This is a genomic window from Rhizobium centroccidentale, from assembly GCF_030182565.1.
Classification (GTDB): Bacteria; Pseudomonadota; Alphaproteobacteria; order Rhizobiales; family Rhizobiaceae; genus Rhizobium.
In genome coordinates, this window is record NZ_JAQJCG010000007.1 from 234,156 (window position 1) to 249,082 (window position 14,927).

A 14,927-nucleotide genomic window follows, 5' to 3' on the forward strand; every position below is an offset into this window, starting at 1 on the left:
ATGCTTGACTCGATCACGGCGTTCTTCAAGCGGATCTGGGCCGCCATCGTACGATGGCTGGGATTGGTTTTCGTCGGGCTTAGCTGGCCATTTCTTGCAGCGCATGGCTGGTATCGGCAGCGCAACTGGCTGATCAAGCTGCCGGTCGCCGCCTTCGTAGCGCTGATGGCGCTGCTCTATATCTATTTCGTTTGGCAGACGCAGGTCTGGACAGGGTTCAATCCCGCCTATCCGGATGTCTACAAATTCTCCGAGCGCAAATATTCGGCCGGGCAGGAGCTGCCTGCAACGGACGGCCAGCAGGCCGCGGCAACGGCGCCCAAGACCTGCCAAACCTCGGCCGTCGTCGACGTTGCCACCGATCTGATCGATTTCGACGTCAACCAGAATGCCTGGATTTCCTCGATGCTGCTCTACAAGCTCGGCTTCTTCGGCATTTCATGGGATGATACGCCGTTCCTGGACAATAAGGCTTCCTTCCAGCGGGGCATCAATTCTGTCGTTCGCCGTACTTCGGCGGAGTTGGTCGATACGCTCGGCCGTGTACGCGGAACCTCCGGCATCAACAGCGATCTGCAGAAGGCGCGCGGCAACTTGCAGTTCGACGAGTCCAGCTGGTATTTCGGCCTGCATCCCTTCGGACCGAAGACGCCGAGCCCAAGCTATTATCGCGCCGCGATGACCAATCTGCGCAGCTTCAATAGCGACCTCGGCAACTGCAAGGCAATTTTCGACGGGCGCGCCGACAATCTCCTGCAATTCGTCGACCACATTGCCAACGATCTCGGCAGCACGGCGGATATATTGGCCAAGAGGGCAGGCGATCACAGCTACGGTTGGCTGGACATGCGGGCTGACGATCGCTTCTGGTTCGCCTATGGTCAGCTTTACGCGAGCTACGGCATTCTAACCGCAGCCCGTTCGGATTTTCAGCAGGTGATCGCCGAGCGCAATGTTGGCACGCTTTGGGCTGATGTCACGACGCAATTGCAGACCGCCTTGCGCATTCAGCCCTTCATCATTTCCAACGGGCCGGAAGACAGCTCCTTCATGCCGAGCCATCTTGCGACCATGGGCTTCCATATTTTGCGGGTACGCTCGAGCCTCGTCGAAATCCGCACGGTTCTGGGCGGTCGCTAAACAAGAAGTGAACTGGCGCCCGTTCCGGTGCGGCAGGCACGTATGGACGTTAAGCCCTCTCGGCGGTCTCAGTCTGGAGAGCGCTTGAGTGAGGGCTTGCCTAGAGCGGTTCAGCTTTTCACGGAATCTGCGAACCGCTCTATCTCTTTGTTTTCACGCAATTCCGGACGGAAAACCGCTGCGCACTTTTCCTTGAATTGCTCTAGCTGATCAGCTTCAGGCGGATGGCTTTTGCGACGAGCTGTGTGCGGTTGACGCAATCGAGCTTCTTGATCGCATTCATCATATAGGCGTTGACCGTGTGGTCGGAGAGGGTGAGGATCTGGCCGATCTCCACTGAGGTCTTCCCCTGAGCGGTCCAGCGAACCACTTCCAGCTCACGTGCCGAAAGCGAGTGCGGTGCGGCACTATCGTTGCGCTTGAGGCAATTATAAGCATCGAGCGCCTGCAGCATGATCAGGGTGAGTTCGTTGATCTCACTCTGGCCGAGGCTGTTGCGATTGCCCATGAACCAGAAGACGAGGCGTTGACCATCCGGCGCGTTGACCGGAATGATGACGCTCATCGGACAATTGTAATTGATCAGGAGTGCGCGAAGTTCGCGCGGCAGATCGGCGTCGGGTTCGGCATCCTTTTCCAGCAGATGCCAGGAACGCGGCATCACCGAATCGCGCGTGCGCAACAGCATTGGGCAACGGCGAACGAGCTGATGACGATCAAATTCACGGACGAACTGAGCCGGCACTGTCCCCTCGATGAGCAACGGCGTCATCATCGTGTCGTCGGGAACCGGGGCGTTCATAAGAGCCATATGGCTGAAGCCAAAAGCTGACCCGGTGCGTTCCAGGGCCAGTGCAAAGGCCGCTTGTGTCCGAGCAGCAGCCAGCTCGGCAGAAAGCAGCAATTGTCTCTCGGCAGTAATGATATAGGACATATGAGTGAAGCGCCCACAGCGTGTTATCGTTATCAAATACCGGATTTATGAGTGAATGCTAGACGCAAAAATACCACAGAACCAGAAATAATTTCATTTTCATATATTTTAATATTCAGACATGTAGAATTACAGAAATCTTCGCCCAAAATGGTCATTAAGCGTAAAAATAGCGTTTCCGTTGGCCTAATTTCGACGGAGCCGTACATTTTGCGTCGACCTCGGCAGCCAGGGAGCAACCCGGTGAACGCATTTGCCAAGTCAAAATGAGGTCAGAATGTGCGTTTTGGACAGGGCGGTCCGGAGCCGGCAGAGAGACGTAACTTGATCCAAAACTGTCTCACGCCTCGCTTTAGGATTAACCGTTTATCACAGCATCAGTTCGGTTCCATCTTTTGTTCCTGAGGTTCGACGGTCCCCATTTTCTTGTCGCCAGCTCTTGGAAGCGTGCGAACAGTCAGGAGTTTCATCAAATGATGCGTTGCCGTGTCGGCGCGCCTTGCGAAGGCCCAAAGCGGTTGCTATCGGTCTTGCAAAAGTAATCGCTTGCAGGCGTATAGCTCATGAATTTTCGCTTCTTCCCGCAGCTTGCGGCGCGCTGCTGTCAAACGCTGTTGTGTTTCGTCACTAGCGTTTTGCTTTTGCTTGCTTCGCCTGTGTTTGCCGAAGCGGCTGGTGTCGCCGGTGGCACCCCAATGCAGTTTTTGCTCGTTCACGGCGAGATGGGCCAGTGCCGGGCCGATAACACTTGCCCCGACTGGATCTCCGCCGAAGGGCAGATCATGGCGGATACGCCGCGGAAGCTGCAGAAAGTCCTGAAGCAGGTGGGCAACCGGAAACTGCCTATCGTCGTCAGTTCGCCGGGTGGCGATGTCAAGGCGGCCATGGAGATGGCTCGTATCATTCGCAAGCAGAAGCTTTCGATCGCAGTCGGCCGCACCCGCTCGCGGGCATGTCCCTATGCCGAGCCGATCTGCTCAGTAGCTTTTGCAAAGGACGGGTCGATCACGGGACAGCCATTTTCCGACGGCGCAATCTGCTTTTCGGCCTGCCCGCTGTTTTTTGCAGGCGGCGTTCAGCGCGTTTCCAGCCCCTTCGCGCTGCTGGGCGTTCATCAGATCACCACCACCTACAGCGAAGTGCGCGTCCAGTACCGCACCGAATATGAGATGGTGGACGGCAGGCGCAAGGTCATCTCTAAGAAGGAGATCGGCCGCAAATTCGTCGGCAAATACGATACGACCAAGCTCGACAAGGCACAAAGAGCCAGGCTGGTGAGCTTCCTCGACAAAATGGGAATAGAGCGGGGTCTTGTCGATCTGATGCTTGGAACCGACCCGAACGGCATTCATCTGATTTCGCAGATGGACGCGTTGAGACTGAAGCTGACGACGGAGCTTGCCGATGCCGATGCCCTGGTCTCGGCGCGCAACTGCAAGGAAAATCAATCGATTTCCGATTGTGTCGCGCCCGCTCCGTCGACGACCGGTGCGCCGATGACCAGCGCATCGGCAATGGCCGGCAAGTAGCCGCTGACCCGGCCTCAGCTATCCTTTCGCTTTGGCCTTCGCCATGATCTTCTCCAGGAAGCCCAGCAACAGTGCCGAGACGACAAAGGCGAGGTGGATGATGGTGAACCACATCAGTTTTGCGTTGTCATATTGAGTGGCGTTGAGGAAGATCTGTAGCAGGTGGATCGAGGAAATGGCGACGATCGAAGAGGCGACCTTGATCTTGAGGCTGCCTGAATCGAGCTTGCCGATGAAGGAAACCTCGCCTCCATTTTCGGCTTCGTCGAAGCGGCTGACGAAATTCTCATAGCCGGAAATCATCACCATGACGATCAGGCTGGCCACCAGGGCGGCATCGATGAGGCCGAGAATGGCGAGGATCATATCCGCTTCGTCATAGGCGAAGACATTGATCGCCACCTTGTAGAACTTGTAGGCGAACGAAACGGCATAGACGGCGAGCGAGGCGGCGAGGCCGAGATAGAAGATCACCAGGAGCCAGCGACTGGAGAGGATGATGCGCTCGACCAGCAATTCCAGGGACTTCATATCTTTTCCTTCTTTCTCGGTTTGGATTGGACGCCGAAAATAGGCATGCCAGCGTCGTGAGACAAGGCGGTGCGTTTCGACTAGCAGAGTGCTTCGCAACTATTCACACCCGATAGATATTGGTTTATCCCGACAGGGAAATGACCGTATGTTCGGGGGCGAGACTTATGGCGACGACAGTGGCATCCGATATCGAGATCGCGCGCGCTGCGAAGAAGCTGCCGATTATGGAAATCGGCGCAAAGCTCGGTATTCCGGCGGAAGATCTCGCACCCTACGGCTACGACAAGGCAAAGATCGGTGCCGCGTTCATTGCGGCGCAGGCCGGCAAGAAGGATGGCAAGCTGATCCTTGTCACGGCGATCAATCCGACGCCGGCCGGCGAAGGCAAGACCACCACGACGGTCGGCCTCGGCGACGGCCTGAACCGCATCGGCAAGAAGACCGTGGTGTGCGTGCGCGAGGCCTCGCTCGGTCCGTGCTTCGGCGTGAAGGGCGGGGCGGCCGGCGGCGGTTACGCGCAGGTCATCCCGATGGAAGATATCAACCTTCACTTCACCGGCGATTTTCATGCGATCACGTCGGCCCATAATCTGCTCGCCGCGCTGATCGACAATCACATCTACTGGGGCAACGAGCAGAATATCGATATCAGGCGCATCACATGGCGCCGCGCAATGGACATGAACGACCGCGCGCTGCGCGATATCGTCTCCTCACTCGGCGGCGTCGCGAACGGTTTTCCGCGCGAGGGTGGCTTCGACATCACCGTCGCCTCCGAGGTGATGGCAATCCTTTGTCTGGCATCCGACCTCAAGGATCTGGAAAAGCGGCTCGGCAACATCATTATCGGCTATCGCCGCGACCGCACGCCGGTTTACGCCCGTGATCTGAAGGCTGACGGCGCCATGGCCGTGCTCCTGAAGGACGCCATGCAGCCGAACCTCGTGCAGACGCTGGAGAACAATCCGGCGCTGGTACATGGCGGCCCCTTCGCCAATATTGCCCATGGCTGCAATTCGGTGATCGCGACGCGCACGGCGCTGAAGCTTGCAGACTACGTGGTCACGGAAGCCGGCTTCGGCGCCGATCTGGGTGCCGAGAAGTTCTTCGATATCAAATGTCGCAAGGCAGGGCTGTCGCCGGATGCGGCTGTCATCGTCGCGACCGTGCGGGCCTTGAAGATGAATGGCGGCGTGAAGAAGGACGATCTCGGCAAGGAGAATGTGGAGGCTCTGGTCAAGGGTTGCGCCAATCTCGGCCGGCATATCGCCAATGTCCGCAAGTTCGGTGTGCCCGTCGTCGTCGCCATCAATCATTTCATCTCGGACACGGAAGCTGAAATCGAGGCGTTGAAGAATTATGTCGCCCGTCTCGGCGCCGAGGCGATCCTCTGCCGGCACTGGGCCGAAGGTTCGGCCGGCATAACCGAGCTCGCGCACAAGGTGGTCGAGCTTGCTGAATCCGGCCAGGCAAAGTTCCAGCCGCTTTATCCGGATAATCTGCCGCTCCTGGAAAAGATCGAGATCGTCGCCTCGAAGATCTATCACGCCGGCGAGGTCACGGCCGACAAGTCGGTGCGCGATCAGCTCCGGTCCTGGGAGGATCAGGGCTATGGGCATCTGCCGGTCTGCATGGCGAAGACGCAATATTCCTTCACGACCGATCCGAACGTTCGCGGTGCGCCAGAGGGGCACATTGTGCCCGTTCGCGAGGTACGGCTTTCCGCCGGGGCCGGCTTTGTCGTTGTCATCACTGGTGAGATCATGACCATGCCCGGTCTACCGAAATCGCCGGCGGCCGAAAGGATTTTCCTCAATGATCAGGGCTACATTGAAGGACTGTTTTAAGTTCAGAATCCGATTCAACTTGTCGGTCTGGAAGTGCCGGCTTGGCAGCTTCGCCCGCATCTATTGTCATCCAATTTTGGTAGGATATCTAACGCATTGACCTTGGCGAAATCCGAAACAAATCGGCTGGGTCCAAGCATGGTTAAGACGGAGACGGATCGTGACTGCTGACCGCCGTGCAAGTTTGGATGAGATACGGGACTTCCATGCGAAGCTGATGGCAGCTGCCAGCAATTCTTCCGATGAAAGGCTTGAGCGGGCCTTCCGCCTCGTCAGGCGTGAGGCATTCATGGGGCCGGGGCCTTGGCAGATCAGGGCCGGTCGCCACTACCTGGAAACCCCAAACGCCGATCCCACGTTCCTCTACCAGAACGTTCTGGTCGCCCTGGACAAGTCCAAAGGCATCAACAATGGCGAGCCGTTTCTCCATGCTGCTTTCCTGGGCGCCGTGGCTCCACAGCCGGGCGAAACCGTTGTCCATATCGGTACCGGGACGGGATATTACACCGCCATTCTGTCGACGCTGGTGGCACCGGGCGGCCAGGTCCACGCCGTCGAGATTGATGAGACATTGGCCAGCCGCACCCGCGATAATCTTGCCTCGTTCGAGAACGCCTCCGTCATCTGTGCCGATGCGACTGAGCTGGAGCTTCCGCAAGGGGATCTGATCTACGTGAGTGCGGGGGTGGTGGCGCCGCCGATATCGTGGTTGCAGGCGCTGCGCCTCGGCGGCCGGATCATCGTGCCCTGGCAGGCGAATGATAAGGTCGGGCTTGCCGTCCTGATCACACGCGCAGAGCAGGGGTTCGGCGCCCGCGCCTTGATGCCCGCCTATTTCATTCCCTGCATCGGAGCTTCCGATCCTATGCAAACCACGAAAACGCCAAATGGAGGCGAGGCTCGCTCCATCCAGTCGGTTTGGCTCACCCAGGATCGAGCGCCGGATGAAACGGCCGTGGCGATCTATAGAGATGTATGGTTCTCGAATGCAGGTCTCGGGGTTTGACGAGGTTTAAAGATCAACGTGCCATCGATTCCGCGACGCGCTTTTAGTGACAGTAACGAAAGCCGCCATTCCTCTCGATGACGTCGAGATGGAAATGCGTTTCGTGCGCCGCATCGCTCTCCGGGTCCAGAACGGTCGTGAAATAGAGACAGGCCGAGGCGCTGGTTGCGCGCTGGAATGCGCCTGTCAGCGTCGGATCTTCGCGCCGCGGTTCGATTGCAATGGTCTTACCGTTTTCGAAGGTAAAGCTCGCGACATCGATGGCGTTGCCGCGGGCATGCTCGGAAATCTTGCCGGTCGAAGCATTGTTGCGCAGCCGGCAGACATAGGTCGACGCCTGGTTGATGGCGACGATCTTGCCATTGTCCAATGCCGCGGCTGAGGGGATGACACTTTCCCTCATCCATTGAGCCAAAGCGAGGGCGGCTTCGCAGCGCATTTTCCCTTCGGGCTTGAATTCTATGCCCGGCAGCGGAGAGCTAAGCGCGATTGGCTTGTCGATGCCGCAGCCATTGCCATCGTCGATGCGGGCGATCTCTTTGAAGGTTGCTCCGATGGCGGTCAGCGCCTTCAAGCAGGCCTGGTGCTCATCGTCCGGTTCGGAAGCGATGGTCAGAGGCGGGCGGGGAGGACCCTGCATCTGCTGACCGTTTGTCTGCTCCTCCGGCTGTGGCGCCGGCATTTCTTCCGGTTGAACCGTCGGCTTTTCCGCCGGAACGACAGGGCTGTCCGGCGATGCCGAGGGTTTTTCTGCCGGGATCGGCGCCTTGCCATCCGGCCGAACTTGTTCCTGATCCGGTTTTTGCTCGGGTATCGGGCCGGTCTGAGGGAGAGACGTGGCGATGAGAAGGGCGGCGGCGGAGACTAATGAAACAGTTCTAAACAGCATCAAGTAATTCAGCCAATTCTAATGAGGATGCCGATAGAACGCGCGAGGCTGTCATTTCGTTGCAATTCAGCAACGTTCGCTTCTTGTCTTAAAAGATGACAGTTTTATTCATGATTATGGATGGGAGATATATTGACAATAATAGTCATGTTTTTTATGCGGCAGAAAGAAGGCGGAGTATGTCCGCCCGTTAACAAGATAACCTAGCCAGCCCCTTGCCTGCTTTCGACGCAGCAACCAGCCAGCCCGGTGAAGCAATTCGAAAGGAATGGTTATGGTTGTCCGGCGCTCACGCTCGGTCCTCTTGGCATGCACGGCGTTTCTGGCCCTTGGGCTGGCCACGACATCTTTTGCGCAGACCGCAGCTCAGAATGAAGAGGCGACGAGCGATGCCGCCAAGGGCGATCGCGTTACCAACCTGAAACCAATCGTGGTGACGGGGAAGGGTAAGGCGAACAAGGATGTGCTCGCCGACTCTCCGACCACAAGCGAGACGACGGCCAAGGATATCGATGACAAGCAAATCACACGTATCGAGGATCTTGGCCGCAGCACGGAGGTCGGCGTCGGCTTCAACCGTACGACAGGCGGCGTCAATATCCGCGGCCTTGGCGACGACCGTGTGCTGACGACAGTCGACGGCATCCAGATTCCGTTCCTTCTCGATGCTTCGCGCGATTCCGACGGTGGCATTAACAGCTTCGACTTTAACGCGCTTTCCAGTGTCGATATTGTTCGCGGTGCCGATTCCAGCCGTGCCGGTTCGGGTGCTCTCGGCGGTGCTTTCGTGCTTCGCACGCTAGAGCCGGAAGATCTGATCACGTCCGGCTCCACCTGGGGTGGTGTTTTCAAGTTTGGTTATAACGGCGACGACCGGAGCATCGGCGGCACCGCAGCCGTTGCTAAGCGCATCGACAACACCGCCGTTCTCTTCCAGGGCGGCTACACCCATGGTCATGAGCTTGAGAACAACGGCGATGTCGGCGGCTATTCGACCAAGCGTACAGAAGCCAATCCGGCCGACTACAATCAGAGAAGCGGCCTGTTCAAGATCCGCCAATATACCGACCTCGGCACCTTCGGCATTACGGCCGAGCACTACAACAAGGACAAAGACACTGACCTGATGACCCTGCAGAGCCCGACCGGAAACTTCCGGCCCGGCAATTACAATGGGACAGACAATATCGAGCGCAATCGCGTTTCGCTCGATTACAAGTATGAAGCCGATAGCGCCGATTCGCTGCTTGATACGGCCAATGCCGTTTTCTACTGGCAGAACCTGGTGCGCGAAACCGGTACCTCAGGGTACCGCTACACGTCCGTTATCGGCGATTATTCCCGCCTCAATGAAATGGAAGACCGCAGTATCGGCTTTAGCGGCAACGCGTCGAAGTCTTTCGACACCGGCAATCTGCACCATCAGGTCACCTTCGGTCTCGATGTCGCCTTCGACAAGGTGCATCAGTATTCGGCTGGCAGGGATAGCTGCAGCAACCCGCGCTGGCGCGCTACTTGCGCCTTCCTGCACACCAACCAGTCGGATATGCCCGATGTCGATGGCAAGCGCGTCGGCGTCTTCATCGATGACAAGATCGAGTTGGGCTCCAGCAACTTCTATCTGACGCCGGGCTTGCGTTTCGACTGGTATGACTACTCGCCGAAGAACACGGCCGCCTATCGTGACAGCGCCAACTACGATGGCCTGCCCCCTGGGCAATCCGACAGCCGCTTCTCGCCGAAGCTGCGCGCCTCCTATCAGCCGCAGGACAATGTCGAGATCTATGCACAGTGGGCGATGGCCTTCCGTGCGCCTAACGTCAGCGAACTCTACGTGAACTACGGCGTGCCGGGCGGTTACGTCAACATCGGCAATCCCAACCTGAAGCCCGAAACGAGCAACGGCGTCGAAATCGGTACCAACCTCGGCGATGACGATTTCGGCGGCCATATCGGCGCGTTCTATAACAAATACAAGAACTTCATCGATACGCTGAATTATCGCGATCCCACAGGCACCTATCCGCTTGGGATCACCGAATATTTCAACCGCGCCAGCGTCCGCATGTTCGGTGTCGAGGTCAACGCACACAAGACGTTCGACAACGGCATCCACATCAAGGGCGCTGTCGCCTATGTAAACGGCAAGGATTCCGATACCGGACAGTGGATCAATTCCGTCGCTCCGGCCAAGGCGGCCTTCACCGTCGGCTATGCGGCTGATGTCTGGGGAACGGACCTGACCTTCGTCACCGCGGCTCGCGAGGCGAAGAAGACGGGCGACACGCTGCAAACCCCTGCCTATGGCATCTTCGATCTGACTGCCTGGTGGGAACCGGAGCAGGTGAAGGGGCTCAGCATTCGTGGTGGCGTCTACAACATCTTCAACAAGACCTACTACGACGCGCTCAACGCGCCGTCCTATAGCGGCACGCTGACCCAGCCCGCTTCCTATTATTCCGAACCCGGCCGGACCTTCAAGCTGACGCTGACTCAGAGGTTCTGAGCCGTTACATCGATGCAGCAAGCCTGGATGCGACGAATTGGGGCGATGCTTCGGCATCGCCTCTTTTTTGCCCTCCAGCGTGGCATCCCGCGCTTTGCGCAATTGTAAATCGCAGCGTTCGGTGTTATTCGAGCGGCGCAGTCTTTAACCGTCGAGAGAAAAGAGAGGAGGACCGTATGACCAAGATAGTCTGGCATATTCGCCAGTTCGGTCCGACTCGTGCCCTGCAGATGCGTTTGCAGGGCTGATCAGAGGCTGTTTCTCACTCATTCCTTCTGGTCTGCCCTTTGGGAGACGTGAGCCCGCGCATTCGCGCGGCCGCGTCATGACATGTTTTCGAGCATTGGCCCGCTTGGGCCTTCGGCATCGGCGTGGCGCGGCAAAAGGAGCCGCCGGCGATGTCTTGAGATGCTCGATCAAGACCGGAAAAGACCATGACTCTGATTAATCTCCGCAATCTGGGCGTCACCATGAGTGAGCCGCTGTTTTCCAACCTCAGCATTACCGTGGATGCCGGTGACCGCGTCGGCATCGTCGCCGCGAATGGACGCGGGAAGACCACGCTGCTCAATTGCCTGGCCGGCCGGCTGGAGCCGACCACGGGCGAGATCACCCGCGCCCGGGGCCTGCGCGTCGGCTATGTCGAGCAGAATGGGCCGGCGAACCTGCTGGAGGTCTCCTTCTATGAGGCAGTCCTTCAAGCCTTGCCGAAGGAGCAGGTCGCAAGCGAAAGCTGGCGCGTCGATGTCGCCCTGGATTCGCTCGACGTGCCTGATACGATGCGGGAGAGGACGTTGGCGCAGCTCAGCGGCGGCTGGCAGCGGCTTGCCATGCTTGTCCGCGTATGGGTGACGGAGCCTGACGTGCTGTTTCTGGACGAGCCGACCAACCATCTCGATCTCGCCAAGATCGCGCTGCTGGAGGATTGGCTGAATGCCTTGCCGCGCGACGTGCCCGTCATCATCGCCAGCCACGACCGCGCCTTCCTCGATGCCGTCTGCAATCGAACCCTGTTCCTGCGCCAGGACCAGTCGCAAACCTATGCACTGCCGTATAGCAAGGCACGGGCGGCGCTGGACGAGGTCGATGCCTCGGATGAGCGGCGTTACCAGAAAGAGATGAAGACGGCGCAGCAGCTGCGCAAGCAGGCGGCCAAGCTCTACAATCTCGGCGTCAATTCGGGCAGCGATCTTCTGACGGTGAAGACGAAGCAATTGAAGGCGCGAGCCGAGAAACTGGAGGACAGTGCAAAGCCAGGCTACCGCGAGCGCTCTTCCGGCTCGATCAAGCTTGCCAATCGCGGCATCCACGCCAAAGTGCTGCTGACGCTGGAGGATGCTGCGGTGACGACACCTGACGGTACGCTGCTGTTCAAGACCGGTCAGCAATGGATTTGCCAGGGCGACCGCATCGTGCTGCTCGGGCAGAACGGCGCCGGCAAGACGCGGCTTGTGGAGATGATCCGCAGGGCGATTGCCGATCAGGCCGTCGGCGGTACGATCAAGCCGACGCCATCCATCGTGCTCGGTTACAGCGATCAGGCGCTCTCCAATCTCGGCCAGAAGGACACGCCGCTCGGCATGATCACGCGCCTGTTCGAGCTCGGCGAGCAACGTGCCCGCACGCTGCTGGTCGGGATCGGGATCAATATCGATATGCAGGGCAAAGAGATCGGCCGTCTGTCCGGCGGGCAGAAGGCGCGGCTTGCCATGCTGGTGCTGCGGCTGACCAATCCCAACTTTTACCTGCTGGACGAGCCGACAAACCATCTGGATATCGACGGCCAGGAGGCGCTGGAGGGTGAGCTGACGGCAAATGAGGCAAGCTGCCTTCTCGTCTCGCACGACCGCAGCTTCGTGCGATCTATCGGCAATCGCTTCTGGATGATCGACCGGAAGCGGCTGGTCGAGGTGGATGGGCCGGAAGAGTTCTTCGAAGCCGCCAGAGCGCAGGAGTAGACGAGCGGGTGGGCAGAGACGAAAAATCGTTTCTGCCCATTCCCCAAGATTGCGGCTTGCGCATCGCCGCATCTCACGCTAACAATTCCCGCCATGAATATGTCCTTGAACAACATTGCAGTTTGGTGGTGGGCACGCTGAGGCGGCCTCGACCAATCGTGTTCAAAGACGACGAGTGAGCCGCCCGAGATTTCGAGGCGGCTTTTTTGTTATATTGGCCGCCTGTCATCCGGGCCGATAACGGAGTGAGGAACAATGGTAACGATCCTTCGGGATGATGGTGCGGAAATCTACGAGACGAAGGGCGGCATCACCGTCACTCGGCAGCGTCGGCCGACGCCCTATGCGGATGCGGTTTCGTCCTATATCGACAAGCTCGACGAGCGCCGCGGTGCGGTCTTTTCATCGAACTACGAATATCCGGGCCGCTACACGCGTTGGGATACCGCCATCGTCGATCCGCCGCTCGGCCTGTCCTGCAATGGGCGCGATGTCTGGATCGAAGCCTATAACGAGCGCGGCGAAGTCATCCTCGGCTTTATCGCGGAGAAGCTGAAGACGGTTTCAGAGGTCGTTCTCGGCGCTTCGACGCCGCGCCGGCTCGATCTCACGGTCAAGACGCCGGATCGTGTCTTCACCGAGGAAGAGCGCTCGAAAATGCCGACGGTCTTCACCGTGCTGCGCGCCGTGACCGATCTCTTCTACTCGCAGGCGGATGCCAGCATCGGCTTCTACGGCGCCTTCGGCTATGATCTCGCTTTCCAGTTCGATGCGATCGATCTGAAGCTCAAGCGCCCGGACGACCAGCGCGACATGGTGCTCTACCTGCCGGACGAAATCCTGGTGGTGGACAACTATTCCGCCAAGGCCTGGATCGATCGGTACGATTTCGCCAAGGGCGACGTATCGACGGAAGGCAAGTCGGGCGAGATCGCGCCCGAGCCGTTCCGGCACACCGATGCCATTCCACCGAAGAGCGATCATCGCCCCGGCGAATATGCCGAACTGGTGGTCAAGGCGAAGGAGAGCTTCCGCAAGGGCGATCTCTTCGAAGTGGTGCCCGGCCAGAAGTTCATGGAGCGCTGCGAGAGCAAGCCATCGGATATTTCCAAGCGCCTGAAGGCGATCAATCCGTCGCCCTATTCCTTCTTCATCAATCTCGGCAATCAGGAATATCTCGTCGGCGCTTCGCCTGAGATGTTCGTGCGCGTCTCCGGCCGCCGCATCGAGACCTGCCCGATTTCCGGTACGATCAAGCGCGGCGACGATCCGATCGCCGACAGCGAGCAGATCCTGAAGCTCTTGAATTCCAAGAAGGACGAGTCCGAGCTGACCATGTGCTCCGACGTCGACCGCAACGACAAGAGCCGCGTCTGCGAGCCGGGTTCGGTCAAGGTCATCGGCCGCCGGCAGATCGAGATGTATTCGCGCCTCATCCACACGGTCGACCATATCGAGGGCCGCCTGCGCGACGATATGGACGCCTTCGACGGCTTCCTGAGCCACGCCTGGGCCGTCACCGTCACCGGCGCGCCGAAGCTTTGGGCCATGCGCTTCATCGAGAGCCATGAAAAGAGCCCGCGCGCATGGTATGGCGGCGCGATCGGCATGGTCGGCTTCAACGGCGACATGAACACCGGCCTGACGCTGCGCACTGTTCGCATCAAGGACGGCATTGCCGAGGTGCGGGCCGGCGCGACGCTGCTCAACGATTCGATCCCCGAGGAAGAAGAAGCCGAAACCGAACTGAAGGCCTCCGCCATGCTTTCCGCTATCCGTGACGCCAAGACCGGCAATTCCGGCAAACAGCAACGGGACGTCGCTTCCGTCGGCAAGGGCGTGAAGATCCTGCTCGTCGACCATGAAGACAGCTTCGTTCACACGCTTGCCAACTATTTCCGCCAGACGGGCGCGACGGTTTCCACCGTGCGTACGCCGGTGCCGGAAGAAGTCTTCGACCGGCTCGATCCGGATCTCGTCGTGCTGTCGCCGGGTCCTGGCAATCCAAAGGATTTCGATTGCAAGGCAACGATCAAGAAGGCGAGGGCGCGCAACCTCCCGATCTTCGGCGTCTGCTTGGGCTTGCAGGCGCTGGCCGAAGCCTATGGCGGCGAGCTGCGCCATCTGGCGATCCCGATGCATGGCAAGCCTTCGCGCATCCGCGTGCTGGAGCCCGGCCTGGTCTTCTCAGGTCTTGGTCGTGAAGTGACCGTCGGTCGCTATCACTCGATCTTTGCCGATCCGTCGAGCCTGCCGCGCGACTTCATGATCACGGCCGAGAGCGAAGACGGCACGATCATGGGCATAGAGCATGTGAAGGAGCCGATCGCGGCCGTGCAGTTCCATCCGGAATCGATCATGACGCTCGGCGGCGATGCCGGCATGCGGATGATCGAGAATGTCGTGGCGCATCTCGCACGCCGGGCAAAGACGAAGGCCGCCTGAGACGAGCGTTTAGAGCTCGGATGTTTCTAGCCCCATGCACTGAACTGACCCCATAAAGTTGGACGGTTCATAGGCTGGGATGATTTGAGGGCTGGGTCCTGTATTTCACAGGGCTCAGCCCTTTGAGTTTCATCCTGAT

General features: G+C 58.8%; 10 protein-coding genes. 7 read left to right on the forward strand and 3 right to left on the reverse strand.

The window, feature by feature from the left end:
• Nucleotides 1-1,140 (forward strand): DUF2333 family protein, encoded by a 1,140-nt coding sequence (locus PH562_RS12420; RefSeq protein WP_285173307.1) that lies wholly within the window; start codon nt 1-3, stop codon nt 1,138-1,140.
• A 202-nt stretch (nt 1,141-1,342) separates the two neighbouring features.
• On the opposite strand, the gene PH562_RS12425 is transcribed toward PH562_RS12420, so the two are convergent.
• Nucleotides 1,343-2,074 (reverse strand): helix-turn-helix transcriptional regulator, encoded by a 732-nt coding sequence (locus PH562_RS12425; protein ID WP_113230123.1) that lies wholly within the window; start codon nt 2,072-2,074, stop codon nt 1,343-1,345.
• Between the two features lie 695 nt (nt 2,075-2,769).
• On the opposite strand from PH562_RS12425, the gene PH562_RS12430 reads away from it, so the two are divergent.
• On the forward strand, nt 2,770-3,603 hold the full coding sequence (locus PH562_RS12430) for a COG3904 family protein (protein WP_285173310.1): 834 nt from the start codon (nt 2,770-2,772) through the stop codon (nt 3,601-3,603).
• Between the two features lie 18 nt (nt 3,604-3,621).
• Here PH562_RS12430 and PH562_RS12435 read toward each other — a convergent pair whose 3' ends face one another.
• On the reverse strand, nt 3,622-4,134 hold the full coding sequence (locus PH562_RS12435) for a TIGR00645 family protein (RefSeq protein WP_285173313.1): 513 nt from the start codon (nt 4,132-4,134) through the stop codon (nt 3,622-3,624).
• Nucleotides 4,135-4,301: 167 nt separating this feature from the next.
• Here PH562_RS12435 and PH562_RS12440 point away from each other — a divergent pair, with 167 nt between their 5' ends.
• Nucleotides 4,302-5,984 carry a formate--tetrahydrofolate ligase gene (locus tag PH562_RS12440; protein ID WP_285173317.1) on the forward strand — a complete coding sequence of 561 codons (1,683 nt, stop codon included), beginning with the start codon at nt 4,302-4,304 and terminating at the stop codon, nt 5,982-5,984.
• Between the two features lie 160 nt (nt 5,985-6,144).
• On the forward strand, nt 6,145-6,990 hold the full coding sequence (locus PH562_RS12445; RefSeq protein WP_285173318.1) for a protein-L-isoaspartate O-methyltransferase family protein: 846 nt from the start codon (nt 6,145-6,147) through the stop codon (nt 6,988-6,990).
• Nucleotides 6,991-7,033: 43 nt separating this feature from the next.
• Here the strand turns inward: PH562_RS12445 and PH562_RS12450 are convergent, their stop codons facing one another.
• The gene (locus PH562_RS12450; RefSeq protein WP_285173319.1) at nt 7,034-7,879 is read right to left on the reverse strand and encodes an extensin family protein; all 846 of its coding nucleotides are present in this window, start codon (nt 7,877-7,879) and stop codon (nt 7,034-7,036) included.
• A 274-nt stretch (nt 7,880-8,153) separates the two neighbouring features.
• Between PH562_RS12450 and PH562_RS12455 the strand changes: the two genes are divergently transcribed.
• The 3 genes from PH562_RS12455 (at nt 8,154) to PH562_RS12465 (ending at nt 14,788) form a co-directional block, all read left to right on the forward strand.
• Nucleotides 8,154-10,385, forward strand: a complete 2,232-nt coding sequence (locus PH562_RS12455) for a TonB-dependent hemoglobin/transferrin/lactoferrin family receptor (protein ID WP_285173321.1) — start codon at nt 8,154-8,156, stop codon at nt 10,383-10,385.
• A 434-nt stretch (nt 10,386-10,819) separates the two neighbouring features.
• Nucleotides 10,820-12,343 (forward strand): ABC-F family ATP-binding cassette domain-containing protein, encoded by a 1,524-nt coding sequence (locus PH562_RS12460; RefSeq protein WP_285173323.1) that lies wholly within the window; start codon nt 10,820-10,822, stop codon nt 12,341-12,343.
• A 255-nt stretch (nt 12,344-12,598) separates the two neighbouring features.
• Nucleotides 12,599-14,788, forward strand: a complete 2,190-nt coding sequence (locus tag PH562_RS12465; protein ID WP_113230248.1) for an anthranilate synthase — start codon at nt 12,599-12,601, stop codon at nt 14,786-14,788.
• Nucleotides 14,789-14,927 lie beyond the last annotated feature (139 nt).